This is a genomic window from Rathayibacter sp. AY1C7 (genome assembly GCF_002931865.1).
Lineage (GTDB): Bacteria > Actinomycetota > Actinomycetes > Actinomycetales > Microbacteriaceae > Rathayibacter.
The window spans coordinates 54,137-78,725 of sequence record NZ_PSWB01000007.1 but is presented as its reverse complement, the minus strand read 5'-3'; the positions used below and the strand labels follow the sequence as shown (position 1 = coordinate 78,725).

Genomic DNA, 24,589 nt, shown 5'->3' with positions numbered 1-24,589 from the left:
TCGCCCGGGAATCAGGAGTGGTTCACGGGAAGCCAGATGCGCATCGACACGGGACCTCGGGATCCCCACGACCGGTACGGGGTGAGCGCCACGGTCAACGGCCGTCGGTGCGGGGTTCGAGGGATTCTGGAGAAGGGCCATTCGTGCTCGTCGCGTTCGGCGACGCTGCCGGCGAGCGTCACACGCCCCTCTCGTGCGATCGGGACCGCTCCGGCGTCCAGGGCGATGTCGTCGACGTGGGCGCCGGCGGGGAGGTCGACGGACTCGAGGCAGAGGATGTCCGGCCCGTGCTGGACGGCGACGGTGCCGCGGGTGGCATCGATCCTCTCGTCGGGCTGCACGAGGACGGGTTCGAAGGGGAGGTCGAGTTCGATCCGGTCGCCGACGCGGAAACGCCGTTCGAGGTGGAGCGTGCCGTGGAACGGTCCGGTCGGCGTCTCGGCAGCATCCCCGTCGGCGGAGACGACGACGACGTCCGCGTTCGTCGCCCAGGTCGGGATCCGCAGCGTCAGAGTCCACGGCTCGACGGGTGTGCGCGTGATGGTCACGGCGACTCGCCCCCGCTCCGGCAGGTCGCTGGAGACCTCCATCGAGACGTCTCCCTGGAGGAGAGCGGCGGAGATCGTGGCGGACGCGTACTGGTGCAGCTGCACACCCTTCGCATCGGTGGTGGCGAGGTAGCCGGACAGCGAGGCGAAGGTGCGGGCGAGGTTGTTGGGGCAGCAGGCGACGTCGAACCACGCCGCCCGCTGACTGGAGTCCGCGCGCTTGGACTGCTCCTCCGGGGAGGACGCGACGCCCGGCTCGCGCCGGTGGAGGGTGTTCGCGTAGAAGAAGGAGCGGCCGTCCTCGGACACGGCGGTGGCGATGATGTTGTGCAGAGTGCGTTCGATCAGGTCCGCGTAGCGCGGGCGGCCGGTGGCGAGCAGCAACCGCCACGAGAGCATGATCGAGCCCACGCCGGCGCAGGTCTCGCAGTACGCGCGGTCGTTGGGTAGCTCGAAGTCGGCGCCGAACGCCTCGTCCTGGTGATGCGAGCCCATTCCACCGGTGATGTAGGTCCGGCGTGCGACTGTGGCCTCCCACTGCCGCTCGACGATCGCGAGCAGCTCGGCGTCATCAGTGTCCACGGCGACGTCGACCACCGCGGACGTGAGGTAGAGGGCGCGCACCGCGTGTCCGCGGAGGACCTTGGCCTCGCGGATCGGGACGTCGTCCTGGAAGTAGGCGCGACCGAATTCGACGTCTTCCAGGCTCTGGTGACCGCGGCGGTCCAAGAACACGCGGGCTTGCTCGAGGTAGCGCTCCTCCCCCGTGGCGCGGGCGAACTCCGTGAGCGCGACCTCGATCTCCGGATGTCCGCAGACCGTCTGGCGGCCGTCCGCCCCGAACTCCGAGCAGATGTGGTCGGCGAGACGGCGCGCGGCCTGCGTGAACCCGTCCTCACCGTGGGTGCGCAGTCGCGCGACCGCGGCCTGGAGGAGGTGTCCTGCGTTGTAGAGCTCATGGCCCCACTCGAGGTCGCTGTAGCGCTCGGCCTGACCGCTCCGACCGAAGCGGGTGCCGAGGTAGCCGTCGCTCTCCTGCGCGCTCACGATGCGGGCGGTGAGAGCGCGGATGACCGACTCGGTCTCGGGGTCCTGACGTCCGGCGGTGTGCCAGCAGAGCCCTTCGAGGGTCTTGTAGACCTCGGAGTCGGCGAACTCGCGTCCCTGACGGCCTACGGCGAGTCCGCCCTCGACGGCGAGGTCGAAGTTCCGGAGCCATCCGGCGCGCTCCAGCCAGCCGAGGTTGTGCTCGAAGGTGGCGGTCGCGTTGACGGCGACCCGACGTCCCCAGAACCCCTCCGGGTCCAGCTGGACCCGGTCGATGGCGAGGGGTGTCAGGGTCCCGGCGGCCGGGTCAACGGGCAGGGCTGGGGAGAAGGTCATGACGGGATCTTTCACGAGTGGCGCGGGACGAGAGGAAGGACGACTGCTACTTGACGCTGCCGACGGCGAGGCCCTCACGCAGCAGCCGGAACGACAGCACGTAGACGGCCAGCAGCGGCAGCGAGGAGATGACCGCGAGAGCCATCAGCCCGGGCCAGTCGATCCCGTACCCCGACGTCTGCTGCGCGATGAGAGCGCTGATCGGGTAGTTGACCGGAGAGAGGAAGAGGTTGATCGCGAAGAGGAACTCACCCCAGGCGACGAGGAAGATCAGCGAGCCGACCGTCGCCATGCCGTTTCGAACGATCGGGACGACGACGGCGAAGAAGGTGCGCAGCCGACCGGCCCCGTCGATGGAGGCGGCCTCTTCGATGGCGTCGGGCACCGCGGCGAAGAACGGTCGCAGCAGCAGCACGGCCCACGGCAGCAACATCGCCGTATCGGCGAGGACGAGACCGGCGGTGGTGTCCAGAAGACCGAGCCTGCTGAAGATCGCGAACAGAGGGATGATGCTCGCCGTCTGCGGCACCATCTGCAGGAAGATCAGCAGCCCGAGGACGAGACCGGCGACGACGCCGTCGACGCGGCGCAGCGCGTAGGCGAACGGGACGCCGAGCGCGAGCACCAGTGCAGTGGTCCCGAGGGCGATCTGCGCCGACTGGGCGAGCGCCGTCGCGAGGGCGGGGTTCGCGAGCGCCTCCGCATAGGCGTCGAAGGAGGGCGCCGAGAGGATCGCTCCGCCGACGACGTCGCCCTGGCGCTTGAGGGAGGTGAGCACGATCCAGACAAGGGGCAGCCCGTACAGGACGTAGAGCACCACGCGTACGGTGAAGGCGACCGGCTCCCGGGTGCGGGACGGTCGCGCGACGCGGGTCGCAGCGCCGCCTCGCAGGCGGGTCAGGGGGGCGGTGAGGGTGCTCATCAGGACTCGCTCCTGGTCGATCGGACGTAGACGACGGCGAGGACCGCCACGATAGCGAGGGCGATGATGCCCGTCGCGGAACCAAGTCCGTAGTCGTGCTGGACGAAGGCCTGGGAGTAGCTGAGGTAGGGCAGCGTGGACGTCGCGTCTCCGGGGCCGCCGGCGGTCATCACGTAGATGAAGTCGAAGCTGCGGAAGGCGTAGACGACGGTCAGGATCGCCAGGATGACGGCGGTCGGCCGCGCCGCGGGGATGAGGATGCTCCGGATCTCCTGCCAGCGGCTCGCGCCGTCGACCGAGGCCGCCTCGAGGATCTCGGGGTCGATGCCGAGCAGAGCCGACCGGAAGACCAGCGCATTGAAGGGGATGACGGCCCAGGCGTTCACGATCGCGACCGAGAGCAGCGCGAACCTCGCGTCGTAGAGGAAGGGGACGCCCTCCGCCGAGAGGCCGGTCGCCCGCACGAGCGTGTTGACCAGACCCTGATCGGCGAGGAGGAACTTCCAGATGCTGCCGTTCACCACGGGCGGCATGGCCCAGATGAACACCATCATCCCCAGGAGGAAGGCACTGCCCAGCCGGGAGGAACGGAGGGCGATCGCCGCTCCGAGTCCTCCGACGACCCCGACGACCGTGACCAGGACCACGAAGGCCCCGGTGCGCAGCGTGGCGCCGCCGAGGTCGGAGCCCTGGAGCAGCGCGAGGAAGTTCTGCACTCCGACGAACGGCCAGTCCCCGTTGAGGGTTCCGGAGCTGACCTCGCTGACGCTCATCCTCATCAGCAGGTAGATGGGGTAGAGCGACAGCGCCGCGAGCAGCACTCCTCCCGGTGCGGCGAAGCCCAATCGGCCGCCGCCGACACCGGATCGTCTCCGGGTCGTGGTCGAGGTGCTGCTCACGGTCGTTCCGTTCTCTCGTCGGTCTCTGCTACTGCTGAAGCAGCGGCGTCAGGGTCGTCATCAGGTCGCCCGACAGCTGCTCGGGGGTCCCGCTACCGGCGACCGCCGCGCTCCAGGACTCACCGACGGTCTGCAGCACCTTCGCGACGTTCTCGGACGGGATCGCCGGGTCGGGCGAGGTGTGGCCGTCGTCCTGAAGGATCGCCGCGAACTGGGAAAGGATCGGATCGCTGCCGACCTTGTCGTCGGCAGCCGCGTCGGCGCGGGCGGGGATCGAGCCGAAGGCGTCGAGCAGCGTCAGCTGCCCCTGCTTCGAGAAGAACTCCTGCTCGAGGTACTCCTGCGCGAGCTCCTTGTTCTCGGAGAAGGCGCCCACGTTCTGCACCTCACCGCCGAGGTAGACGGAGCCGTCTTCACCGACGGGGATCGGCACGACCCCGTACTCGAACGCGGCGTCCTTCTCGGCCGAGGTGATCTGCCAGTTGCCGTTCACGGCGAAGGCCGTGTTCCCCGCGGCGAACTGCTGGAAGGGGACCGTCTGGTCCCACGTCGCCGCCTCCTTGGTCAGATAGCCCTTCTCGGTCCAGTCCTGCACCATCGCGAACGCGTCCTGCAGCGGCTGCTGCTCGGGTGCGGCGTAGTCCCACCCGGCACGCGAGAGCCACGGGAACGCCTGCCACTCTCCCTCGGAGTTCGCCTTGCCGGTCAGCGTGATGCCGTCCTTCCCGGCGGCCGTGGCCAACGCGAGATCCGCCTCGAGCTCCTCGAACGAGGTGGGAGCCTCGACACCCAGCTCGGTGAGGATGTCCTGGTTGTACCAGAGGCCGATCAGGTTCACGAAGCCCTGCACGCCCATGACGTCGTCACCGACCTTCTGCACGACGGCGTCAGGGAACTGCCCGGCGTCGGCGTACTGGTCCCACCACTCGTTCATCGGCTCGATGGCCTTCGCCTCGGTGAGGGTGAAGGTGTCGGCGGCGTTGTAGACGACCACATCGGGGCCGGTGCCCGTTCCCGCGGCCTGCACGAGCTTGTTCGTCAGCTGGTCGAACGGAACGTAGACGTTCTCGACTGCGACCCCCTCGTGCGTCGACTCGAAGTCCGACGCGAGCTCCTCGAGTCCGGCGGTCTGGCCGTCGACGGAGTAGTAATGCCAGACGGTCAGGGTGTCGCCGCCGTTCCCGGCCGAGGCGCCTCCTGCGGACGACGGCGTGCAACCGCTGAGGAGAAGGGCCGCAGTGGCGGCTGTGACCGCTGCGACAATGCTGATCCGGGTGCTGTGACGCCTCACGACGTGCCTCGCTTTCACTGTCTTCATTGACTCGGCCACCTGGTGCCAGGCATTTCATCGATGAAATCGAGGACCGCTGTCGGCGATAGTAGAGCCGCCGGGCCGCCTCCGTCAATATCCGCGATTCACCCGGTCATATCGCGGTGCGCTGGTCGAGGCGTGCATACTGTGCGCACCAGTTCATCGATGAAACGGAACGGCCATGACCTCGCACCCCGTCCACCGAGCGCACGGCATCGTGCACCCCGCCTTCACGGTCGGGACGATCGATTCGCGGCTCTTCGGATCGTTCGTGGAGCACCTGGGCCGAGGCGTCTACGGCGGCTTGCTCGATCCTTCGCACGAGAGCGCCGACGCCGACGGATTCCGCACCGACGTCCTCGCGCTCGTCGAGGAGCTCGGAGTCACGACCGTCCGCTACCCGGGCGGCAACTTCGTCTCGGCGTACGACTGGCGCGACGGCATCGGTCCGGTCGAGAATCGTCCCGTCCGGCTCGATCCGGCCTGGCACACCGTCGAGCCGAACCGCTTCGGGATCGACGAGTTCGTCCGCTGGTGCCGGGCGGCGGGCGTCGAGCCGATGATGGCGCTGAACCTCGGGACCGACGGGATCCGCTCGGCCCTGCACCTGCTGGAGTACGCGAACCACCCCGGCGGCACGACTCTCTCGGACGAGCGGCGCGCGAACGGCGCCGACGAGGCGCACGGCATCCGGCTGTGGTGCATCGGCAACGAGATGGACGGGCCGTGGCAGATCGGCCACCTGACCGCCGGCGAGTACGGGCGTCTCGCCGCCCGCACCGCCGCCGCCATGCGCGCACTCGACCCCGACCTCGAACTGATCGTCTGCGGCAGCTCGAACGATCGGATGGCCACCTTCGGAGCCTGGGAGCAGGAGGTGCTGCTGCACACGATGGAGCACGTCGACTTCGTGTCGTGCCACCAGTACTTCCGCTACGACGGCGACCTTCCCGCGTTCCTGGCCTCCGGCGTCGCGATGGACCGCTTCATCACCGCCATCGCCGACACGATCGGACAGGTGCGTGCACAGACGCGATCGGAGCGTCCGATCGCCATCTCCTTCGACGAGTGGAACGTGTGGGACTTCGTCGCGCACGACGAGCGCGTCGCCGGAGGGCTCGAATGGGAGGAGGCGCCCCGGCTCCTCGAGGACCGATACACGGCAGCGGACGCCGTCGTCGTGGGCGACATGCTCATCAGCATGATCAACAGAGCCGACATCGTGCGTGCGGCGAGCATGGCTCAGCTGGTGAACGTCATCGGTCCGATCATGACCGAACCGGACGGCCCCGCTTGGCGGCAGAGCACCTTCTGGCCGTTCGCCCAGGCCCGGCGCTCCGCCGGCGCCACCGCGCTCCGGACCGTCGTCGAGGCGGACAGCACGGGAGAGGGCGAAGACTCCGCTCCCGTCCTCGCCTTCGCCGCAGCGGCGCACGCCGACGGATCTCTCGACCTGATGATCGTCAACCGCGCGACCGACGGCGCCACGGAGACCACGATCGACCTCATCGCGTTCTCCGCCCTCACCGTGACGGAGGCGCTGATCCTCAGACACGAGAACCCCTTCGCGACGAACTCGGCGGAGCTCCCCGACACCGTCACTCCGCGGCCCCTCGCCGTAGCGCTGACCGACGGCGTCCTCTCGCTCCGGATCCCCGCCATCGCCTGGGTGACCGTGCGCCTCTCGCCGACCGTCGACCTGGGATGATCGGGGAACGCTCATGGGAGGGATGATGCCGATGCCGCGATCGCGAACCCGCCCGGTGACCATGGCCGATGTCGGCGCTGCTGCAGGCGTCACCGCTCGCACGGTCTCCAACGTGCTCAGCGGCAACGCCAACGTCAGACCCGAGACCCGCGATCTCGTCCTCAAGGCAGTCCGCGATCTCGGATACCAACTCAACGTCTCCGCGCGCGGACTGCGCACCGGCCAGACCGGGCTCATCACCCTCGCGATCCCGGATCTCGCGATCGAGTACTTCGGCCAGCTCGCGACGGTCATCATGTCGGAGGCCGAGCGGCACAGCTGGACCGTGATCATCCAGCAGACCGGAGCGCGCAGAGACGCCGAGATCGCCGTCCTCTCCGGCTCCAGCCGCCAGCTGTCGGACGGACTGATCTTCCAGCCCCACGCACTCGGCCCCGGAGACGAGAAAGTACTCGTCGGGGACCGCCCACTCGTTCTCCTGGGCGACAGGATCTTCGACGGCCCGGTCGATCACGTGACCATGGCGAACACAGCCGCCGCGGCCACCGCCACGCAGTACCTGATCGACCGCCAACACCGGCGCATCGCCGCGATCGGCAGCAACCCCGCCGGCGGATCCGTCAGCGCCGCAGCACTCCGCTTAGACGGATACCGCGGTGCCCTCGAGGCGAACGCGATCCCGTTCGACCCCGCCCTCGTCGCGGTCGCCACCGAGTGGCACCACGCCGACGGCGCCGTCGCGATGACGCAGCTGCTCGACTCCCGCGTCCCTCTGGACGCCGTCTTCTGCTTCAACGACACCCTGGCCTTCGGGGCACTGCACGCACTGCACGTTCGCGGCATCCGCGTACCGGAGGACATCGCCGTCGTCGGCTTCGACAACGTCACCGCCGCCGCCTACGCGATACCCGCCCTCACTACGATCGATCCCGGCAGCCGCCAGATCGCCAAGACGGCCGTCGACCTCCTCGCTCAGCGCATCCGGAACGGCCCTCCGGCGCACCCGAGCGAGATCGTCGTCGAGCACTCGCTCATCTCCCGCCGCAGCGCGTAGCACAAGCACATTCGTCAGCGACGAGCCGGTCCGCGCCCGAGAACACGTCTCCGAGCGCACACCGCTCGGCGTGCCCCGTCCACTGACCGACGCCCCACCGGCGCAGCGACCCGGCGCGAGGACTGGCCGGTGACGTCGCGAACGGATCCGTATGGAGAGCAGCACCTTCGCATGCATGTCGAGGTGGCTGGTCCGGTAGCCGTGAGCCTCCGATACGTCGCGCAGGCCGCGCCCGCTCACCCCGCGCCGGAACCGGCCCGGAAGTGAGCAGATTGCCAAGATCGATGCCCTTCGGGGAGGGGCTGGAACCGCTTCTACTAGATCTGAATATCGGTGTCGAACATTCCGACGGGCGGGGTCCTGTAAGGCAACGGTTCGCCCGGCAGGTTCTCGTCTGTCGCTCCCGTGAACGGTCCGTCTGTGGATAGCAGGGCGGCCATGTGTGGTTCGGCGTGGTTGATCCACCAGGCGCTGATCCCGAGTCCTGCGTCGAGGCGGGATGCTTCCCAGCTGCGCCAGAGCGCTTCGATGCGTTGCACGGCCTCATCGACGGTCCACCAGTCGGCGCGCCAGCGTCCGGTTCCCTGACCTTTGGCGGAGACGCGGCGGCGGTACGTGTAGCGCCAGTACTTCCGCAGCCACTCGTCCGCGGATCCGTAGACGAGGGTCGGGGCGGAGTCCTCTTCGAACGAGCGCTGCACGGCCGCTTCGGCGCGGGCCTGCATCAGCTCGACCCGCTCGGGCGTCAGTGCTCGTTCCAAGGCTTCCTTCGTCATCCCGGCGATGATCCCGGTGATGACGTCCGCGACCTCTCTCGCGGCGATCGCGTCGACGTCGAACGCGCCGAGCATCGATGCGGCCGCGGTGTCGCCCTCTCCGTCGACGGCGGCTGAGAGGCCCGCAGCCTCTTGCACGTCTCCGCCCGCGAGCGGATCATCGTCAGCCACGCTGCGTCTCCCCTCGCTTGGCGTCCTCGTTCTCCATCAGAGCCCGCATCGACGCCGCGAGATCAATCGCCGGGTCCGGCTCGACGGACGCGCCGACCGGCTCGGCGCCGGTCACGACCGGCTGCGCCGACGTCGCCGCGACGGGAGTCGGCTCGGCGCCATGTTCTGGGGCGGTCGCGGGGTCGTGGGCGGCGATGGATGCCTTGATCGCTGCGACTTTCTCCTTCGTGCCCTCGTACCAGGGCACGGTGCGCAGCAGCGCGGCCCTCGATCCGGTGGAGAGCATCACGGCGCGGCCGCGGGGCATCGCTCCGAGCTCGTCCACGGTCAGGATCCGTTCGCGCTTCAAGGCGGTCGAGGTCGAGCGGACGCCCTTGTTGTAGCTGGCGGAGATCGTTTCGCGGTCGTAGTCACCGACGAGCTCGGAGACGTTCTGCAGGAAGTCGTTCTCCTTGACGCTGCCGAGGTAGAGGAACGCGTTCGACGCGCTCCACAGCTTCAACATGCCCTCCTTTCCCCGTGCCGCTCATCCAGGCGTCGATCCTCCCGCCCGACGGCAAGCGCGCCTAGCCGCGAAGCCCGCGTCTCTGCGGGACGGAGGCGCCTTCGTTTCCGCGGCGGGACGGCGCTCGTCGCTCCTGTGGTGGAAGCGCGCCCGTCACTCCTGCGCGCCCGTCACTCCTGCGTGCCCGTCACTCCAGCGCGGCCGCCGCGAGGGCGCGGTCGAGCCAGTCCGCGAGCAGCAGGCGCTCCGCGGGCGTGAGGCCGGCGAGCTCCGGTGCGAGGGCCCGGACGCCGACGAGGGCGGTGAGCCGCCCGCCGTCGCCGGGGGAGGGCGGGTCGGCGAGGATCCCCGCGAGCACGCTGTCGAGCGCGGCATCGGCGAGACCGGGGTCGCGGTCGGCGGCGGGGGTGGAGAGCAGGGTGGTGACCACGCCGGTGCCCGCCGCCTGGATGAGGCCGACGGCGCGCTCCTCCGGCACGCGGAGGCGGCCCTCGGCGGCCACGCGCTGCACGCGGGCGGCGAGGACCCGCCGCCCGGAGAGGGCGGCCGGCGATCCGGAGGCGCGGCCCGGATCGCTGAGGAGGCGGAAGAGCGCGGGGTTGGCTAGGCCGAACTCCACCTGCGCGGCCCAGCCCGCGCGCAGGTCCTCGACCGGGTCGACGCCCCCGGCGACGGCCGCCTCGACCGTCCGCGCTTTGGAGTCGACCCAGGTGGCCAGCACGTGCTCCGCGACCGCCTCGAGCAGGCCGTCCTTGTCGCCGAAGAGGCGGTAGATCGCCGGGGCCTGCAGCCCGGCCGCCTGGGCGACCGCTCGCGTGGTGACGGCGGCGGGGCCCTCGTCGCGGAGGAGGCCGGCGGCCGCCTCGACGATGCGCAGGCGCGTGTCGGTCGGAGGAGTGGGGCTGGTCACGTATCGACGGTAGCGCACGGTTGCTATCGGCGGAATTCCGTGGTTATCTTCCTCGTGGTATCGCTGATACCCCTCATCGGAAGGCTCTCCCCATGATCATCGTGACCGGTGCCACCGGCGCTCTGAACGGCGCCACCGTCGACCACCTCCTCGACTCCGTCCCCGCCTCCGGGATCGCCGTCGTCGCCCGCGACGCCTCGAAGACCGCCCGCTTCACGGAGCGCGGAGTGGAGGTGCGCGTCGGCGACTACGCCGACCCCGCCTCCCTCCCGGCCGCCTTCGACGGAGCGGATCAGCTGCTCCTCGTCTCCTCGAGCGATCCGCGGGCCGACGCCGTCGCCCTGCACCGCACCGCCGTCGAGGCGGCCGTCGCGGCCGGAGTCGGACGGGTCCTCTACACGAGCCACCAGGGCGCCGCCGCCGACACCCCCTTCGGCCCGGGCCGGGACCACGCGGCGACCGAGCGCCTGCTCGCCGAGTCCGGACTCGCCTGGACGTCGCTCCGCAACGGCTTCTACGCGCACAGCCTGGGTCTGTTCCTCGGACCGTGGCGGGAGACCGGCGTGATCGAGGTCCCCTCGGACGGTCGCGTCTCGTGGACGGCCCGCGAGGACGAGTCGGAGGCGGCCGCCCGGCTCCTCCTCTCGGGGAGCCCGCACGACGGGCCGGTCACGCTGACCGCGGCCGAGGCTCCGACGTTCGAGGAGATCGCCGGGATCGCGGCCGAGGTCGGCGGGCGACCCGTCGAGCTGCGCGTCCTCGGCGACGACGAGTGGGTCGCCGCGCGCGTCGCGGCGGGTCAGCCCGAGTTCCTCGTGCGCTTCACCCTCGGGATGCACCGGGCGGCCGAGCGCGGCTTCTTCGCGGGCACCGGTCCCGAGCTCGGGCGCCTCCTCGGACGCGAGCCGCGCAGCGTCCGCGACCTGCTCGAAGCCGGACAGGCAGCCGTCGCCGGATGACGCCGGGCGGGCCGCCCCGGGCCCGCCCGCGTGACGAGGCGCCGCGCCGTCCGTCGAAGCGCGGCCGAGGCGGCGGCGTCTCGGCGTCAGGGCGGTTTCCCGGCTCCCCCCGCACGACGACGGGAGCCCGCCGCACCGGTGAGGTGCGACGGGCTCCCGAGGAGTGCCGTGCGTCAGCCGCAGCTGCGCGCGCTGTAGGGCGCGGTGGCCGTGGCCGTGACGGTCTTGCCGCCGACCGTGGCCGTGCCGGTGACCGTCGCCTCGCCCGCGGCGAGCTGCGTCGAGCGCACCGTGAACGCGGCGGAGCCGGAGGCGCCCGGCTTCACGCCGGCGATCGTCTTCACGCCCTCCGGGGTGCTGATCGAGACGTCCATCGGCACCGTGTCTCCGTTCCTGCCGACGACCGTCAGCACGACCTTGCCGGCGACGCAGCGCGACGTGGCGGTCGCGCTCACCTTCAGCGAGGACTGCACGGTGACCGTGACCTGCACCGGCATGCGCGACGCGTCCTGCGCGACGCCCGAGACCGTGAAGGTCCCGGCCGTGGCGTAGGCGGCGGGCGCGACGGCGTCCCAGGCCACGTCGACCGTGCTGGTGGTGCCGGCGGCGGTCGTGATCGTGGCGCGGGGCAGGACCGGCGCGGTGCCGACCGTGGTCGTCGCGGTCAGCGGAGCGACCGAGGCGACGGCCAGGCCGGGGGCGTAGCCCTCGAGCACCTTCTGGTACTCGGAGCGCGTCACCGGGATGACCGTGCCGTGGCGCGGCTTGCCGCCGTCGGCGTTCTGCGGCAGGCCCGTGCGGAGCTTCGCTCCGAGCGGCTGCCAGGAGTCGCCGTTCGCGAGGTCGTCGGTGCCGAACGGGATGTAGTGGTTCGGCCCGTCGTGGTAGTTCGGCTGGTCGATGAAGAGGAACCAGTCGAGGCCGTTCACGTCGCCCTCGTTGGCGGGGAAGACGTTGGGGCCCTCACCGCTGGTGAAGGTCTTCCCGGGCTCGCCGTTGGGCAGGCCCGAGGCCACCTTCTCCTTGACCAGCGACCACTCGTCCGCCGGTCCGCCGGTGCCGGGCAGCGAGCCCGAGACGGTGGCCAGCAGGTCGGTGCTCTTCTCCTCGCGGAGGGTCATCGACGCCTCGTCCTTGGTGAAGCGGTAGTAGGTGTCGCCGTCCTTCGCGACCGTCGAGTCGATGGTGCCCTTGCCGGCGCCGCGCTTGACGTCGATCCACGGCTTCGCCTCCGAGAAGGAGGTGAAGTCCTCGGTCGTCGCGTACATCATCTGGTTGTAGGTGACGGAGGCGCGATCGGCCGTGTTCGTGGTCGGGTACATGTTCGAGGCCCAGAAGACGACGTAGGTCTGGAGCTCGTCGTCCCAGTACGCCTCGGGGGCCCAGGTGTTGCCGGCGAAGTCGGTGGAGACCTTGACGTGGCGCTGGGCGGACCAGTTCACCAGGTCGGTCGACTCCCAGACCTCGATGTACTTCGAGCCCGACTTCTGCGCGGTGTCGAAGCCGCCGGGGAGCCCGTCGATCTTCAGGTCGGTGGCGAGCATGAAGAACTTGTCGCCCTCGTGCGAGCGGATGATGAACGGGTCGCGCAGGCCCATCGTCCCCAGGTTCGAGGTGAAGACCGGCTTGCCGCCGTTCAGCGTGTTCCAGCTCAGCGCGTCGTTGCCCTTCGAGGCGGCGAGGCTGATGCGCTCGGCGCCGTCGCCCTCTCCGGTGAAGAACGCCCAGACGTACGCCTCGGTGTCGTCGGTGCCGGCGGGGAGCGGCTGCACCCGGAGGGTGAAGTCGCGGGTCCGGGTGGTGGATCCGCTGGTCGCGGTCGCGCGGACGACCACGTCGATCGCGGGGCTCCCGGTCGCGGGGCGGTCGACGTCGATGGTGCGGGTGCCGGCGGCGCTGCCGTCGCGGACGGTCGCTCCGCTCGGGCTGACGACGCTCCAGGCGATGCTCGAGCCGAGCGTGCCGGTGGTGGGCACCGAGACGTTCGTCCGGATGTCGCCGACGTTCGGGATGGCGATCGCGGCGAGGTCGCGCTGGACCTTCGTCGCGTCGTCCAGCTGCGCGGCGACGCGCACCGCGTAGTCGACCGAGCGGGTCTCGGTGCCGACCCTGTAGGTGGCGGTGAGGGTGGCGGTGGCGTCCGGCTGCCCCGCGGCGGGGCGCGTGACGGTCGCGGTGCCGCCGGTGATGGCCACGGCCGCGCTGTTCGACGTCCAGGTGATGCCGACGCCGCTGGCGGTGGTGGGCACCGTGAAGCCGGCGGTCGCCTCCGTGGGCACCGTGACCGACGCGACGGCGCGGTCGAGGGCCTGCGAGGAGTAGAGCGCCTGCACGGAGCTGCTGCTGAGGGCGCTGTCGTAGACGGCGAAGTCGTCCATCTCGCCGTTCCAGCCCGGGTCGTTGTAGGTCGAGCGCGCGATGTACGCGACGAGCGACGGGCCGAACGAGGAGACGTCGCGGGCGATTGTGCTCTGCGAGATCTGCGCGCCGTTGACGTACACGGTGAGCTTGCCGGTCGAGCCGTCGATGACGGTCGTGTAGAGCGAGAGGCCCGAGGGGGTGCGCGCGCCGACGGTCGGGGTGCCCGTCGCTCCGGCTCCGACCTCGGTGTTGTAGGGAGCGCCCGCGTTGACCGAGTTGGTGACGACCGACTTGGTGTAGCCGGAGAGGTTGCTCGGGTTGAGCAGCCAGTAGCCGGAGGAGAACGAGGCGCCGGAGGCGACGGGCGCTCCGACGAACGCGGCGGCGACGTTGCCCGTGCCGCCCTTGTGGGCGAGCCAGGTGGAGAAGGTCAGGTCCTTCTTGCCGACGAGGCCGGCGGTGGGGACCTCGAGGTAGGGGGCGGCTGCGGCGGATCCGCCGGGGAGGCTGATGAGCCCGTTGCGGAACTGGGCTCCGGAGCCGCGCAGCGTCGCGCTGTAGCCGTTGCCGCTGGTGTCGGCGACCGTGGTGCCGGTGGGGGCGGTGTCGAACGTGTAGTGGAGGAGCGGGGTCTCGGTGGCTCCGAAGGCGGAGCTGGGGACCGTGGCGCCGAGCAGCGCCGTGGCGGCGACGGTCGCGACCGCCAGAGCGGTCCTCACCGCCGATCGTGATCGTCTCATGCAGCTAGGCCCTCGTGATCGGGTGCGGCGTCGAGGCACGATCCGCAGGGCCGCGGAGGTGTGCGTCTTCGCACGGAATGTGAACCTGAACATCCTAGATCGCGGTATCGGATCCTGACCAGACCCCGGGAGAGGTCTGCGGGCTCCTGCAGAACGCACGCCGAGAGCGCGGTCCCTCGCCCGCCGACGCACAGGCCCTCCTCTCCGCCGACGTTCTGCAGGAGCCGGCCGGGTGGCACGATGTCCGCATGGCCTCCGACCGCCCCGTCCTGCTCGTCGTCGACGTCGCCGACGGCGGCCGCGAGGATCCCGAGTTCGAGATCGAGCTGCAGCTGCTGACCGCGAGCGTCGTCTCGGCCGCCACCGCCGCGGGCTTCGTGGTCGACCGCGTCCCTGCCGAGCAGGCCGGCGCCGCCGAGCTCGAGCGCCGGCTCGCCGCCGCCGACGCCGTCGTGGTCACCGGAGGGGAGGACGTCGACCCGTCCCTCTACGGCGGCCGACCCGACGACCCGCACCGCGGCCAGTCCTTCCCCGCCGCCGATCGCGCGCAGATCGCGCTCGTCCGCCGGGCCGTCGAGACGCGGACCCCGCTGGTCGGGATCTGCCGCGGGATGCAGCTGGTCAACGTCGCTCTCGGCGGCGACCTCGTGCAGCACCTGCCCGGCGCGGGTCATGTCGGCCGGTCGGTCCCCGGCGAGCACCTGTCGGGGATGGTCGACCACCGCGTGGCGCTCGAGCCGGGCAGCGCCCTCGCCGGCATCCTCGGCGCCGCGGAGCTCGTCGTCCGCAGCTCCCACCACCAGGCCGTCGACCGTCCGGGCGAGGGCCTCGTCGTGGTCGGCCGCGCCGACGACGGCACCGTCGAGGCCCTCGAGCACGAGTCCGCGCCGCTCTGGTGCGTGCAGTGGCACCCGGAGGACGCGGGCTCCCACGGCACCGTGCTCACGGACCTGCTCGAGGCGGCGCTCGCCGCGACCGCTACTTGATCGACCCGCGCATCACTCCGCTGACCACCCAGCGCTGCGCGAAGAGGTACACGATCAGCAGCGGCGCCATCGCCATCAGGTAGGACGCGAAGGCGACGGTGTAGTTCGTGTTGAACTGCCCCTGGAAGACGTACTCGGCCAGCGGCAGGGTGCGGGCGGACGGGTCCGAGAGCACCACGAGCGGCAGGATGAAGTCGTTCCACGCCCACACGCAGGTCAGGATCCCGACGGTCGCGTTCATCGGGCCGAGCAGCGGGAAGATCACCTGCCAGTAGGTCCGCCAGGTCGAGGCGCCGTCGGTGCGCGCCGCCTCCTCGAGCTCGATGGGGATCGAGCGGATGAAGGCCGTGTAGATGAACGTGTTGATCGAGAGCCCGAACACGGCGTAGAGCAGGATCAGCCCGGCCTGGTTGTCCAGGCCCAGCAGGGCCGTCTCCTTCACCACCGGCAGCATGATGATCGGGAACGGCACGAAGACCGCGGCGAGCAGGTAGAAGTAGACGCCCTTGAAGAACGGCCTGTGCATGTTCCGGGCGACCGCGTAGGCGACCATCGAGTTCGAGAACAGCGTCAGCACGACGGCTCCGACCGTGATCAGCGCGGTGTTCACGAAGGCCTGCGGGAAGCGGGTCGCCGTCCACGCCTCGGCGAAGTTGCCCCACGAGATCGAGGTCGGCAGCTCGAACCCGGTGCCGCCGAGCTGGTCGGGCGTCTTCAGCGCGGTCACGACGGCGAAGTAGAGCGGCAGGAGGATCGTCAGCGAGCAGACCGCGATGAGCGCGGTCGCCCACCAGTTGATCCGGTAGGTGTCGCGGGAGGGCCGGCGCCGCCCCTCGGGCTCGCCGAGGGCGATCGCGGTCGTGGGGGTGATGGTCGATGTCATCAGAACGACGCCTCTCTGCGGCTGAGGACTCGGAACTGGATCAGCGAGACCACGATGATGATGAGGAAGTAGAGGACGGCGTTGGCCGTCTGATAGGCGTACTCGCCGCCCTGGAAGCCGCCGCGGTAGATCAGCAGCGTGATCGACTCCGTCGAGGTGCCGGGACCGCCGTTGGTGAGGGCGATGATGTGGTCGAACACCCGGAGGAAGTTCTTCATCGAGATGACCATGTTGATCGTGAAGAAGGAGGCGATCAGCGGGAACGTGATCGAGGTGAACTGCCGCCACCTCCCCGCTCCGTCGAGCGAGGTCGCCTCGTAGAGCTCGCCCGGGATCGTCTTGAGTCCGGCGAGGTAGATGATGATCGAGAAGGCCGAGGCCTGCCAGACCGCCAGCACCACGATCGCCACCCACGCCCAGTCGGCGTTCGCGATAATGTTCTCGCCGATCACCGGGATCGCGCCGAGGATCTGCGGCAGCGAGTTCGCGAAGAGGTACTGGAACACGTAGCCGATGACCAGGGTCGAGAGCACGTAGGGGATGAAGTAGATCCCGCGGAACGCCGTCTGGAACCTGATCCGCGCGTTGAGGGCGACGGCGATGGCGAGCGAGATCACGTTCACCAGCACGGTCGCCACGATCGCGAAGCCGAAGGTGAACCCGTAGGCCTTCCAGACACGGTCGTCCTGGAGGAGCGCGAGGTAGTTCGAGGCGCCGATCAGGTCCCACGAGCCGTAGCCCGCGTAGTCCGTGAAGCTGAAGAAGATTCCGGTGAGGACCGGGACCGTGTGGAGCACGAAGAAGAGCAGGACGGCGGGGACCGTCATCCAGTAGAAGGTCTTCGAGGTGCGGCCGATGGTGCGCTTGCGGCGCGCGGGCGGCGGAGGAGTGGTCGCCACCGCCTGCGCGGCGGCCGTCGTGGTCGTGGTCATGGGGTCACTTCCTGGTCGTGCGTGCCGCGACTTTGCGCCACTCACTGTCGAGGGTCCGGAGCGCCGCGTCGGCGTCCCCGCTGGCGAGGAACGCCTGGAGCGTGGGGTTGAGCGGGATGCTCGCGGGGATCTGGTGGTCGACGAAGCCGATCAGCCGTCCCTGCTCGAAGTAGGGCTGCAGCTCGGCCAGCGTGGGGTCCGAGTTGGGTGCGGCGCCGACCAGCGGCGAGAAGGCGGCCTGGCTCGCGACGTACGGCTCGACGACTCCGGGGGTCAGCAGGAAGTCGACGAAGCGGCGGGCCGCGTCGAGCTTCGGAGTGCCGCGGCCGATGGCGACGGCCACGTCGACGCCCGAGGTGACCCGCGTGTCCGCCGGGTCGTCGAGCACCGGGTAGGGGAAGACGCCGAGGTCGATGTCCGGGTTGTTCGTGCGCACCGGGTTGATCGCCCAGATGCCCTGCGGGTACATGGCCGCCTCGCCCGCGGCGAAGGCCTGGTTGCCGTCGTCGTAGCCGCGGCCGAACGAGCCCTCCTGCGTGTACGAGAAGAGCTGCCCGAGCCGCTCCATCGTCGTCGCGTAGTCCTTCGAGAACGAGACGGGGGAGTCGGGGCCGAGCGCCGCTCCCTCCTCGCGCATCGCGTCGAAGAAGCCGTCCGGCTGCAGCTGCCCACCGAGCGCGTTGAAGGCGGGGGCGCCGGTCCAGTTGTCGAGCAGGGCGCCGTAGAAGGGAGTGATCCCGGCGGCGGTGAGCGTCTCGCAGACGGCGATCAGCTCGTCCCAGGTGGTCGGCACCTCGATCCCGTTCTCGGCGAAGATCGTGCGGTTGTAGAGGATCCCGTCCGCGTTGTTCGCGAAGGCGAGCGCGTTCACCTCCTTCCCCTCGAAGCTGCCGAGGGCGGCGAGGATGTCGAGGGCCGCCGGGTTCACCCGCTCGACCAGCTCGTCGCCGGTGAAGTCGTGGAAAACGCCGGCCTTCGCGAGGTCGGCGTAGTAGCCGCTGCCGTTCAGGGTCAGCACGTCCGGCACCTTGTCCTTGACGAGCAGGGTGCGGATGGCCGTGTCGGGGTCGGGCACGTTGTTGGCGATGACCCGGATGTCCGGGTTGGCCGCCTCGAACTCGCGGATGATCCGCGCGAAGTCCTCCACCGCCTCCGCCTTGAACTGGAAGAAGTCGAGCGTGGTCACTCCGTCGCCGGCGCCGGAGGAGGCGCAGGAGGCGAGGGCGGCGGCGGACGCCGCGGCGAGCGGCACCGAGAGGAACAGCCGCCGGGAGAACCCGGGGGGATGCGGATGAGCGGACATGCGGCGCCTCCTTGCGCGTGGGGACAGGTCTCAGGGCGCGCTCGACCGCGGAGGGCGGTGCGAGAGCAGGTGCGGCGGCGGGGGGGCGGGGTCGGCTCCGGCGCCGGGAGGGCGGGTCAGAGGGCGGTGAGCACGAGCACGACGAGCTGCTCCGGATCGAGGACGGGGGCCTGGATCCCGACGGTGCCCAGCACGCGGCCGCGGAGCGCGGTCCCGTGCTCGGCCCAGCCGAGCGGCGACTGCCCGGGGCCGCCGAGCGGCGACGTGACCGGGGCGAGCGCCACGGAGTAGGTGCGCTCCGGGTCCAGGCCCGGGAGCGTGATCCGGCCGGGCGGGTAGGTCTCGCCGGTGCGGAGCTGGGCGAAGGTGAAGAGGGCGGCGGAGCGGTCGGCGGCGACGACTCCGGAGAGCGAGGCGGCGTCGTCGGCGAGGTCGGCGCGCACGACCGTCCCGGTGTGCAGCAGCGCCCGGTGCTCGCGGTGGAAGGCGACCCAGGCGGTCAGCTCCTCCTCGACGGCGGGGGCGAGATCCGAGACGTCCCACTCGATGCCGAGGTGGCCGGGCAGCGCGGTGCCGGCGCGGAAGGCGAGCGAGTGGGTGCGCTGCGTCGAGTGCGACCGCGGCCCTCCGATGTGCTGCCCCATCAGCTCGGGCGGCACCACCAGCTGGGTGAAGGGCTGGATGGTCTGCCGCTCGAGCGGGTCGATGCAGTCGCTCGTCCAGATGCGGTCGGTGCGGGCGAGGATCCCGAGGTCGACGCGGGCGCCCCCGGAGGCGCACGACTCGATCTCGACGCCGGGATGCCGGGACCGCAGCTCGTCGAGCAGGCGGTAGAGCGCGAGGACGTTCTCGTGGACGGCGGAGCGGCCGGTGGCGGGCGAGACCGCCTCGATGACGTCGCGGTTGTGGTCCCACTTGAGGTACGCGATCGGGTACTCGATCAGCAGCGCGTCGAGGGCGTCGAGCACGTGCTCGAACGCGCCGCGCTGCGAGAGGTCGAGGACCTGCTGCTGCCGCCCCGAGGCCGGGAGGTGGCCGGCCGGGCCGAGGATCCACTCCGGGTGCGCGCGGGCCAGGTCGGAGTCGGGGCTGATCATCTCGGGCTCCACCCAGAGTCCGAACTGCATGCCCAGGCCGGTGACGACGTCCGTCAGCGGGGTGAGGCCCTTCGGCCAGACCGAAGGGTCGACGGTCCAGTCGCCGAGCGCCGCGGTGTCGTCGCGGCGGCCGAGGAACCAGCCGTCGTCGAGCACGAAGCGCTCGACCCCGATCCGCGCGGCCCGCTCGGCGAGGGCGGTGAGGCGAGCGAGGTCGTGGTCGAAGTAGACGGCCTCCCAGGTGTTGAGGGTGACGGGCCGCGGAGCGACGGGGTGCTGCGGGCGGGCGCGGAGCGACGCGTGGAACCGGGCCTGCAGAGCGCTGAGCCCGTCGCCCCAGGAGCCGTAGGCGACCGGGGTCTCATAGCTCTCGCCCTGCGCGAGCTCGATCTCGGCGGGCCGCAGCAGCTCGCCGGCCGCGAGGAGCGAGACGCCCTCGACGGTGCGCTCGGCGCGGAGCGAGGTGTCGCCGCTCCAGCCGAGGTGGACGCCGTGCACGAGCCCGCGCTCCCAGCCGAAGCCGGGCGTGCCCGCGGCGAGGAGGAGGGTCGCGTCGGCGCCGGGGCGGCCGCGGCGGGTGCGGCGGGTGTGCTCGCCGATGGTCAGCGGGCGGCGCTGCGGGTGGCGCTCGCGGAGGTGGTGCCCGGTGGTGTCGAGGATCTCGCGCGCGGTCGCGGGGAGCGGGAAGCCGAGCTCGAAGCGCTCGAGGCGGAACGGGCGGGCGTCGAGGTTCTCGACCCGGGCGCGCTGGGTGAGCAGGCCGGCCGCATCGACCTCGAGGTCCACGGTCAGCCGGACGCCCGCGCCCGTGGCGACGGTCCGGAGGGCGGAGCCGAGCGCCTCGATGCTCTCGACCTCGAACCGCTCCGACGCGGCCGCGCGCTCGTGGGTGCCCTCGAAGGTGGGGGCGTGCTGCCAGCCGTCGGCCTCGACGGCGACGAGGCCGAACGGCGCGAAGGCGTCGAGCCCGCCCGAGACGCGCTGGGGGAGGGCGGCGTCTGCCAGGGCGGATAGTTCGGCGGCGGAAAGATCTCCGAGCGCGGCGCCCCAGTGCACGATAGTGGGGAAGGTGACGAGGCGGGCGTCGACGACGACGCTGGTGCCCCCGTCCTGCAAGTGGAAGAGGCGCGATTCCCGGCCGGAGAGGGTCACGGAGTCGTTCGTGGGGGCGATGCTGCGGTGCATGGCTTATTTCTAGAGCAGAATTAATAGGGGTGTCAAGAGCGGCGCGAGTGGCCGGATCTGTTCCTGGGGCGGCGCGCTACCGGTAGCTTTCTACCAGGCCGGAAAGAAGGAGCCCCGTGACCGACACCATCGTCGCCGAGGACGCCTCCGGGAGCTCCTCCGAGCTCCTGGCGCGCGAGGTCCTGATCCACGGTCCCGTCTCGCGGGCCGAGCTCGGCCGCCGCCTCGGCCTCTCGCCCGCCAGCCTGACCCGGCTCGCGCGCCCGTTCCTCGACGGCGGCCTGGTCGTCGAGGGCCCCGAGCAGAGCACCGGAGTCGGCCGCCCCGCCCGCCCGCTCGACATCCGCGCCGACGCGCTGAGCTTCGCGGGCGTGAAGATCACCGGCACCGAGGTCCTCGCCGTCCGCACCGACCTGCGCGCGCGCACCGAGCGGGAGCTGGTCCGCCCGCTGCCGGGCACGGAGCCCGCCGACGTGATCGCCGCGATCGTCTCGGTCGTCGACGAGCTCGGCGGCCCCTCCGCCTTCGCCGGTCTGGGCGTGACGCTCGGCGGGAGCATCGCCGCCGACGGCCGGGTGAGCCGCGCGCCGTTCCTCGGCTGGCGCGACGTCGACCTCGCCGCTCCGCTCTCCGCTGCCCTCGGGCTGCCGGTCGCCCTCGAGAACGACGTGGTCGCGCTCACGGGAGCCGAGCACTGGTTCGGGCGAGGCCGCGGCATCCCGCACTTCGCGGTGCTCACCGTCGGCGCGGGCGTCGGCTACGGACTGGTGGTGCACGACCGGGTGGTCGCGCCCCCGGAGGCGGGGCTCGGCCTGGGCGGCCACTACCCGCTGGATCCCACCGGCCCCGTCTGCGAGGTCGGCCACCGCGGCTGCTCGACCGCGATGCTCAGCCTGCCCTCGCTCCTCCGCCAGCTCTTCGTCGCCACCGGCCGCGAGCTGACCCTGGCCGAGGGCTTCGCCGCCGCTCGCGCGGGCGACCCCGGTGCCGAGCGCATCCTCGTCGACTCCGGCAACGCGCTCGGGACGATGATCGCCGCGATCGGCAACCTCTCGATGTCCGGCACGGTGATCCTGGCCGGGGAGGGTGTCGCCCTCTATTCGGAGCAGGCCGCGGTGGTGGACGCCGCGATCGCGGCCACGCGCGACCCGGACGCTCCGCCCCTGGCGCTGCTCGTCGACGACGGCGGGCTCGTGGAGTGGGCGCGCGGCGCGGCGGCCGTCGCGATCCAGCGGCTGCTGCCGCGGATGGCGCTCGGGACGCTGGGGTAGCGGGGCTCTGCGGCGCGCGGGCGCTCGGGGTGCCGGGCTGGCGGGTCTTCGCGCCCAGTGGGCCGTCGGCACGCTCGCCCGGCGGATCTCAGCGCCGCGCGGAGGCTCGGGATGTCGGCCCGGCGGGTGTCCGCTCCGGACGGGTGCCGGGACGCCGGCCTCGCGGGCTAGGCGCCGAGCGCCGAGCCGGGCAGGTCGCGCTGCAGGCCGTCGACGATCCGGCCGAACGCCGCGATCGCCTGGTCGTCGCCGAGACGACCGGAGTCGACTCCTCCGGCGATGCGCAGGACCTCGGCCCGGCGCTCCGCCCTCTCCACCGCGTCGAGCCCGGAGGCCCCGATCGCTGCGGATGCGCGCACTCGCGCGACGATCGTGCCGACGTGCCATCTGCCGCGTGCCATCTGTCTCCTCCTGAAGTCCCCGACCTTCTTCGGAGCGGACGCATACCCGGATGGGTGCGCGTCCCCGCGTCCTCACCTCCTGTCGCTCCGGCGATGCGTCACGAACGGTCGTCATCCGCCCGCCGTGGCGACCGTTCGTGACGCATCGATCGAGCTGGGGAGGCGGAGCGCCCGCTCGCGGAGAGGGGTCCGGGGCGCCAGAATGACGGCGAGCGGAGGGAGGCACGATGCGACGCCTCCGCGCCCTCGCCGCCGCGCTGCTCCTCCTGCCCGCCCTCGCGGCCTGCGCGCCGGGAGGCGCGACGGGCGCCCCGAGCGGCACCGCGGCGGCCACCGTGGCTGCGACCACCGCCACCCCGTCTCAGGCCACCCCCGACCCGGCCCGCTCCTCCGCCCCGTCCGCCCCGGCTCCCGGGGTCACCGTCTCCGTCCAGCAGAACCGCTCCGACATCGCCGGCGGCACCATGGCCTTCGAGGTCCACAACGGCAGCGGCGCCCTGATCGAGGTCACCGCGGCCCGCCTCACGGACCCGCGCCTCGCCGTCCCGCTCACCTGGACCGGCGGCACGGGCGTCCCCGACGGGACCTCGCGCGACCTCCGCGTCGACGTGCCCGAGCCCGCCTGCCCGGTCGCGGAGGCGCCCACTGCGCTCGAGGTCGTCCTCGCCATCGACGGCCACGGCGAGCACGCGTACCCCGCCGACGACCCGTTCTCGTTCGTCGACGCGCTCGCCCGGTCCGGCTGCTTCGCCCGCACCGTCGACGCCGACCTCGCCCTGCGGATCGACACGTCCGGAGGCGCCGCGCACGAGCCGGCGCGCCTCACCATCACCGCCGACGTCCGGGGCACCCCCCTCGTGCTCCGCAGCGTCGACGCCACGATCCTGCTGCAGCCGCCCGACGCCGCCGACGCCTGGACCCTCGACCGCTCCGTGCCCGCCGGGACCCTCGACTCCGTGGTCCTGGACGCCGTCCCCACCCGCTGCGACACCCACGCGCTCGCCGAGGACAAGGTCGGCACGCGCCTGCCGGTCACCGTCGAGACCGCGGGCCGGCAGGGCACCGTCGTCGTCGCCGCGACCCCCGAGCAGAAGGGCGAGCTCTACGCGTTCATCACCGCGTACTGCGCGTCCTGAGCGGGGAGGCGGGGGTCCGGGGGCGCGGACGTCGGCGCCGCGGACGCGTCTCGCCGTCCACCTCGGCCGTCACTCGCCGCCGCTCGCCCGCATCGGCAGGTTGCGCCGTCGGCCGCGCCGAGCCGGTCCCGCCCGCCGTGGGACGAGCCCAGCCTGCGCCGCCCGGTAGCTCGGCTCAGCCCACTCGACTCAGCTCAGCCCGGTTCAGCCAGCACCCCGCTCCATTGCGCGCGCCCCAGCCGCGCCCGTCCGCTTCACGCCGGCGCCGTGCTCAGCGCCTGCAGCCCCGTCACCCGCAGCAGGTCGAGCCGCGCCTCGTCCTCGCTGCCCGGCGCCACCGTGTAGACGACGATCCGCAGGTCGGTGCCCGGAGCCGTGAGCACGTCGCAGTCGATCGTGACCGGTCCGACGGGCGTCCGCGTCACCGTCTTCCGGCTCGCGCGGTGTTCGGCGATGCGCGCCTCCGCCCAGCGCCGCTCGAACTCGGGCGACTCCTCGCGCAGCCGGGCGACGAGGGCGGCGAGCGCCGGATCGCGCGGGTAGCGCCCGGTCGCCGCGCGCAGGTCGGCCGCGAGGTCGCTCGCGAAGTCCTCCTCGTGCTGCGCGTCGAACTCGGTGCCGGCGTGTCCGGAGGTGAAGTGCCGCCAGACGAGGTTCCGCTCCAGCCCGGTGTACACCGAGGGGTCGCCGTTCAAGGCGGCCCAGAGCGGGTTCCACAGCAGGATGTCGTGGGCCGCCGTGAACACCGCGAGCGGCACGTCGCCCAGGCGGTCGACGATCCGCTGCACGCCCGGGCTCACGTGCTGCGGCACGACGCCCGGCGAGGGGACGGCGGCACCGGCGACCCGGTAGAGGTGGTCGCGCTCGCTGTCCGTGAGCCGGAGCGCCACCGCGAGCGAGCGGAGCATCGACGGCGACGGGTTCCGTGCGCGTCCCTGCTCGAGCCGCACGAGGTAGTCGACGCTCACGCCCGAGAGCGCCGCCAGCTCCTCGCGGCGCAGGCCCGTGGCGCGGCGGCCCGAGCCCGCGGGCAGGCCGACGTCGGCGGGACGGATCCGGTCGCGCCACGAGCGCAGCACCGTGGCGAACTCCTCCATGCCGCCCATCCTCCTCCGCCCGCCGTCGCCGAGCCAGGTACTGCCGGTCC

At 71.6% G+C, this 24,589-nt stretch carries 20 protein-coding genes; 6 read left to right on the top strand and 14 right to left on the bottom strand.

Annotation, left to right across the window (positions count from 1 at the left end; all coding sequences use genetic code 11):
• Positions 1-11 precede the first annotated feature (11 nt).
• From C5C69_RS05645 to C5C69_RS05630, 4 genes are read right to left on the bottom strand one after another with little or no spacing between them, the layout of a single operon-like run.
• Positions 12-1,931: a glycoside hydrolase family 127 protein gene (locus tag C5C69_RS05645; protein WP_104224040.1), complete on the bottom strand. Its 1,920-nt coding sequence runs from the start codon at positions 1,929-1,931 to the stop codon at positions 12-14.
• A gap of 46 nt (positions 1,932-1,977) precedes the next feature.
• The gene (locus C5C69_RS05640; RefSeq protein ID WP_104224039.1) at positions 1,978-2,853 is read right to left on the bottom strand and encodes a carbohydrate ABC transporter permease; all 876 of its coding nucleotides are present in this window, start codon (positions 2,851-2,853) and stop codon (positions 1,978-1,980) included.
• Complete coding sequence (locus C5C69_RS05635) at positions 2,853-3,752, bottom strand: carbohydrate ABC transporter permease (RefSeq protein WP_104247247.1); 900 nt, start codon at positions 3,750-3,752, stop codon at positions 2,853-2,855. The genes C5C69_RS05640 and C5C69_RS05635 overlap by 1 nt, the downstream gene beginning before the upstream one ends.
• A gap of 28 nt (positions 3,753-3,780) precedes the next feature.
• A complete protein-coding gene (locus tag C5C69_RS05630) occupies positions 3,781-5,043 on the bottom strand; it encodes an extracellular solute-binding protein (protein WP_181067754.1) in 1,263 nt (420 codons plus the stop codon).
• Between the two features lie 202 nt (positions 5,044-5,245).
• Between C5C69_RS05630 and C5C69_RS05625 the strand changes: the two genes are divergently transcribed.
• Together C5C69_RS05625 and C5C69_RS05620 are read left to right on the top strand one after the other, a co-directional pair.
• Positions 5,246-6,772: an alpha-N-arabinofuranosidase gene (locus C5C69_RS05625; RefSeq protein ID WP_104257465.1), complete on the top strand. Its 1,527-nt coding sequence runs from the start codon at positions 5,246-5,248 to the stop codon at positions 6,770-6,772.
• Positions 6,773-6,803: 31 nt separating this feature from the next.
• Positions 6,804-7,826, top strand: a complete 1,023-nt coding sequence (locus C5C69_RS05620) for a LacI family DNA-binding transcriptional regulator (RefSeq protein WP_104257515.1) — start codon at positions 6,804-6,806, stop codon at positions 7,824-7,826.
• A 317-nt stretch (positions 7,827-8,143) separates the two neighbouring features.
• Here C5C69_RS05620 and C5C69_RS17115 read toward each other — a convergent pair whose 3' ends face one another.
• From C5C69_RS17115 to C5C69_RS05605, 3 genes are all read right to left on the bottom strand, one after another.
• Positions 8,144-8,773: a DUF4913 domain-containing protein gene (locus tag C5C69_RS17115; protein WP_219812343.1), complete on the bottom strand. Its 630-nt coding sequence runs from the start codon at positions 8,771-8,773 to the stop codon at positions 8,144-8,146.
• Positions 8,766-9,278: a TraM recognition domain-containing protein gene (locus C5C69_RS05610; protein ID WP_104257464.1), complete on the bottom strand. Its 513-nt coding sequence runs from the start codon at positions 9,276-9,278 to the stop codon at positions 8,766-8,768. Before C5C69_RS05610 ends, C5C69_RS17115 begins: the two co-directional genes overlap by 8 nt.
• A 187-nt stretch (positions 9,279-9,465) precedes the next feature.
• Positions 9,466-10,188 (bottom strand): TetR/AcrR family transcriptional regulator, encoded by a 723-nt coding sequence (locus C5C69_RS05605; protein ID WP_104257463.1) that lies wholly within the window; start codon positions 10,186-10,188, stop codon positions 9,466-9,468.
• Between the two features lie 92 nt (positions 10,189-10,280).
• Here C5C69_RS05605 and C5C69_RS05600 point away from each other — a divergent pair, with 92 nt between their 5' ends.
• The gene (locus C5C69_RS05600) at positions 10,281-11,147 is read left to right on the top strand and encodes an NAD(P)H-binding protein (RefSeq protein WP_104257462.1); all 867 of its coding nucleotides are present in this window, start codon (positions 10,281-10,283) and stop codon (positions 11,145-11,147) included.
• A 173-nt stretch (positions 11,148-11,320) separates the two neighbouring features.
• On the opposite strand, the gene C5C69_RS05595 is transcribed toward C5C69_RS05600, so the two are convergent.
• Positions 11,321-14,227 carry an immunoglobulin-like domain-containing protein gene (locus C5C69_RS05595; protein WP_181127021.1) on the bottom strand — a complete coding sequence of 969 codons (2,907 nt, stop codon included), beginning with the start codon at positions 14,225-14,227 and terminating at the stop codon, positions 11,321-11,323.
• Positions 14,228-14,496: 269 nt separating this feature from the next.
• Between C5C69_RS05595 and C5C69_RS05590 the strand changes: the two genes are divergently transcribed.
• Complete coding sequence (locus C5C69_RS05590; protein WP_104257460.1) at positions 14,497-15,234, top strand: gamma-glutamyl-gamma-aminobutyrate hydrolase family protein; 738 nt, start codon at positions 14,497-14,499, stop codon at positions 15,232-15,234.
• On the opposite strand, the gene C5C69_RS05585 is transcribed toward C5C69_RS05590, so the two are convergent.
• From C5C69_RS05585 to C5C69_RS05570, 4 genes are all read right to left on the bottom strand, one after another.
• Positions 15,227-16,117: a carbohydrate ABC transporter permease gene (locus tag C5C69_RS05585; protein ID WP_347877594.1), complete on the bottom strand. Its 891-nt coding sequence runs from the start codon at positions 16,115-16,117 to the stop codon at positions 15,227-15,229. The two genes, C5C69_RS05590 and C5C69_RS05585, sit on opposite strands and share 8 nt — an antisense overlap.
• Positions 16,117-17,049 (bottom strand): carbohydrate ABC transporter permease, encoded by a 933-nt coding sequence (locus C5C69_RS05580; protein WP_104257459.1) that lies wholly within the window; start codon positions 17,047-17,049, stop codon positions 16,117-16,119. Before C5C69_RS05580 ends, C5C69_RS05585 begins: the two co-directional genes overlap by 1 nt.
• 4 nt (positions 17,050-17,053) lie before the next feature.
• On the bottom strand, positions 17,054-18,352 hold the full coding sequence (locus C5C69_RS05575; protein WP_104257458.1) for an ABC transporter substrate-binding protein: 1,299 nt from the start codon (positions 18,350-18,352) through the stop codon (positions 17,054-17,056).
• A gap of 116 nt (positions 18,353-18,468) precedes the next feature.
• Positions 18,469-20,634, bottom strand: coding sequence for an alpha-galactosidase (locus tag C5C69_RS05570; RefSeq protein ID WP_104257457.1), 2,166 nt, complete (start codon positions 20,632-20,634; stop codon positions 18,469-18,471).
• A gap of 116 nt (positions 20,635-20,750) precedes the next feature.
• Here C5C69_RS05570 and C5C69_RS05565 point away from each other — a divergent pair, with 116 nt between their 5' ends.
• Positions 20,751-21,905, top strand: coding sequence for an ROK family transcriptional regulator (locus tag C5C69_RS05565; RefSeq protein ID WP_104257456.1), 1,155 nt, complete (start codon positions 20,751-20,753; stop codon positions 21,903-21,905).
• A gap of 167 nt (positions 21,906-22,072) precedes the next feature.
• Here C5C69_RS05565 and C5C69_RS05560 read toward each other — a convergent pair whose 3' ends face one another.
• Positions 22,073-22,306 carry a hypothetical protein gene (locus tag C5C69_RS05560; protein WP_104227466.1) on the bottom strand — a complete coding sequence of 78 codons (234 nt, stop codon included), beginning with the start codon at positions 22,304-22,306 and terminating at the stop codon, positions 22,073-22,075.
• Between the two features lie 227 nt (positions 22,307-22,533).
• On the opposite strand from C5C69_RS05560, the gene C5C69_RS05555 reads away from it, so the two are divergent.
• On the top strand, positions 22,534-23,442 hold the full coding sequence (locus C5C69_RS05555; protein ID WP_104250466.1) for a hypothetical protein: 909 nt from the start codon (positions 22,534-22,536) through the stop codon (positions 23,440-23,442).
• A 254-nt stretch (positions 23,443-23,696) separates the two neighbouring features.
• Here C5C69_RS05555 and C5C69_RS05550 read toward each other — a convergent pair whose 3' ends face one another.
• On the bottom strand, positions 23,697-24,539 hold the full coding sequence (locus C5C69_RS05550; protein ID WP_104257455.1) for a helix-turn-helix transcriptional regulator: 843 nt from the start codon (positions 24,537-24,539) through the stop codon (positions 23,697-23,699).
• Between the last annotated feature and the right edge of the window lie 50 nt (positions 24,540-24,589).

Coding starts and splice junctions, on each gene's coding strand:
- C5C69_RS05600 (WP_104257462.1), top strand. CDS start 10,281: ATGATCATCGTGACCGGTGCCACCGGCGCTCTGAACGGCGCCACCGTC.
- C5C69_RS05620 (WP_104257515.1), top strand. CDS start 6,804: ATGCCGCGATCGCGAACCCGCCCGGTGACCATGGCCGATGTCGGCGCT.
- C5C69_RS05640 (WP_104224039.1), bottom strand. CDS start 2,853: ATGAGCACCCTCACCGCCCCCCTGACCCGCCTGCGAGGCGGCGCTGCG.
- C5C69_RS05625 (WP_104257465.1), top strand. CDS start 5,246: ATGACCTCGCACCCCGTCCACCGAGCGCACGGCATCGTGCACCCCGCC.
- C5C69_RS05645 (WP_104224040.1), bottom strand. CDS start 1,931: ATGACCTTCTCCCCAGCCCTGCCCGTTGACCCGGCCGCCGGGACCCTG.
- C5C69_RS05610 (WP_104257464.1), bottom strand. CDS start 9,278: ATGTTGAAGCTGTGGAGCGCGTCGAACGCGTTCCTCTACCTCGGCAGC.
- C5C69_RS05570 (WP_104257457.1), bottom strand. CDS start 20,634: ATGCACCGCAGCATCGCCCCCACGAACGACTCCGTGACCCTCTCCGGC.
- C5C69_RS05560 (WP_104227466.1), bottom strand. CDS start 22,306: ATGGCACGCGGCAGATGGCACGTCGGCACGATCGTCGCGCGAGTGCGC.
- C5C69_RS05590 (WP_104257460.1), top strand. CDS start 14,497: ATGGCCTCCGACCGCCCCGTCCTGCTCGTCGTCGACGTCGCCGACGGC.
- C5C69_RS05580 (WP_104257459.1), bottom strand. CDS start 17,049: ATGACCACGACCACGACGGCCGCCGCGCAGGCGGTGGCGACCACTCCT.
- C5C69_RS05575 (WP_104257458.1), bottom strand. CDS start 18,352: ATGTCCGCTCATCCGCATCCCCCCGGGTTCTCCCGGCGGCTGTTCCTC.
- C5C69_RS05555 (WP_104250466.1), top strand. CDS start 22,534: ATGCGACGCCTCCGCGCCCTCGCCGCCGCGCTGCTCCTCCTGCCCGCC.
- C5C69_RS05585 (WP_347877594.1), bottom strand. CDS start 16,117: ATGACATCGACCATCACCCCCACGACCGCGATCGCCCTCGGCGAGCCC.
- C5C69_RS05550 (WP_104257455.1), bottom strand. CDS start 24,539: ATGGAGGAGTTCGCCACGGTGCTGCGCTCGTGGCGCGACCGGATCCGT.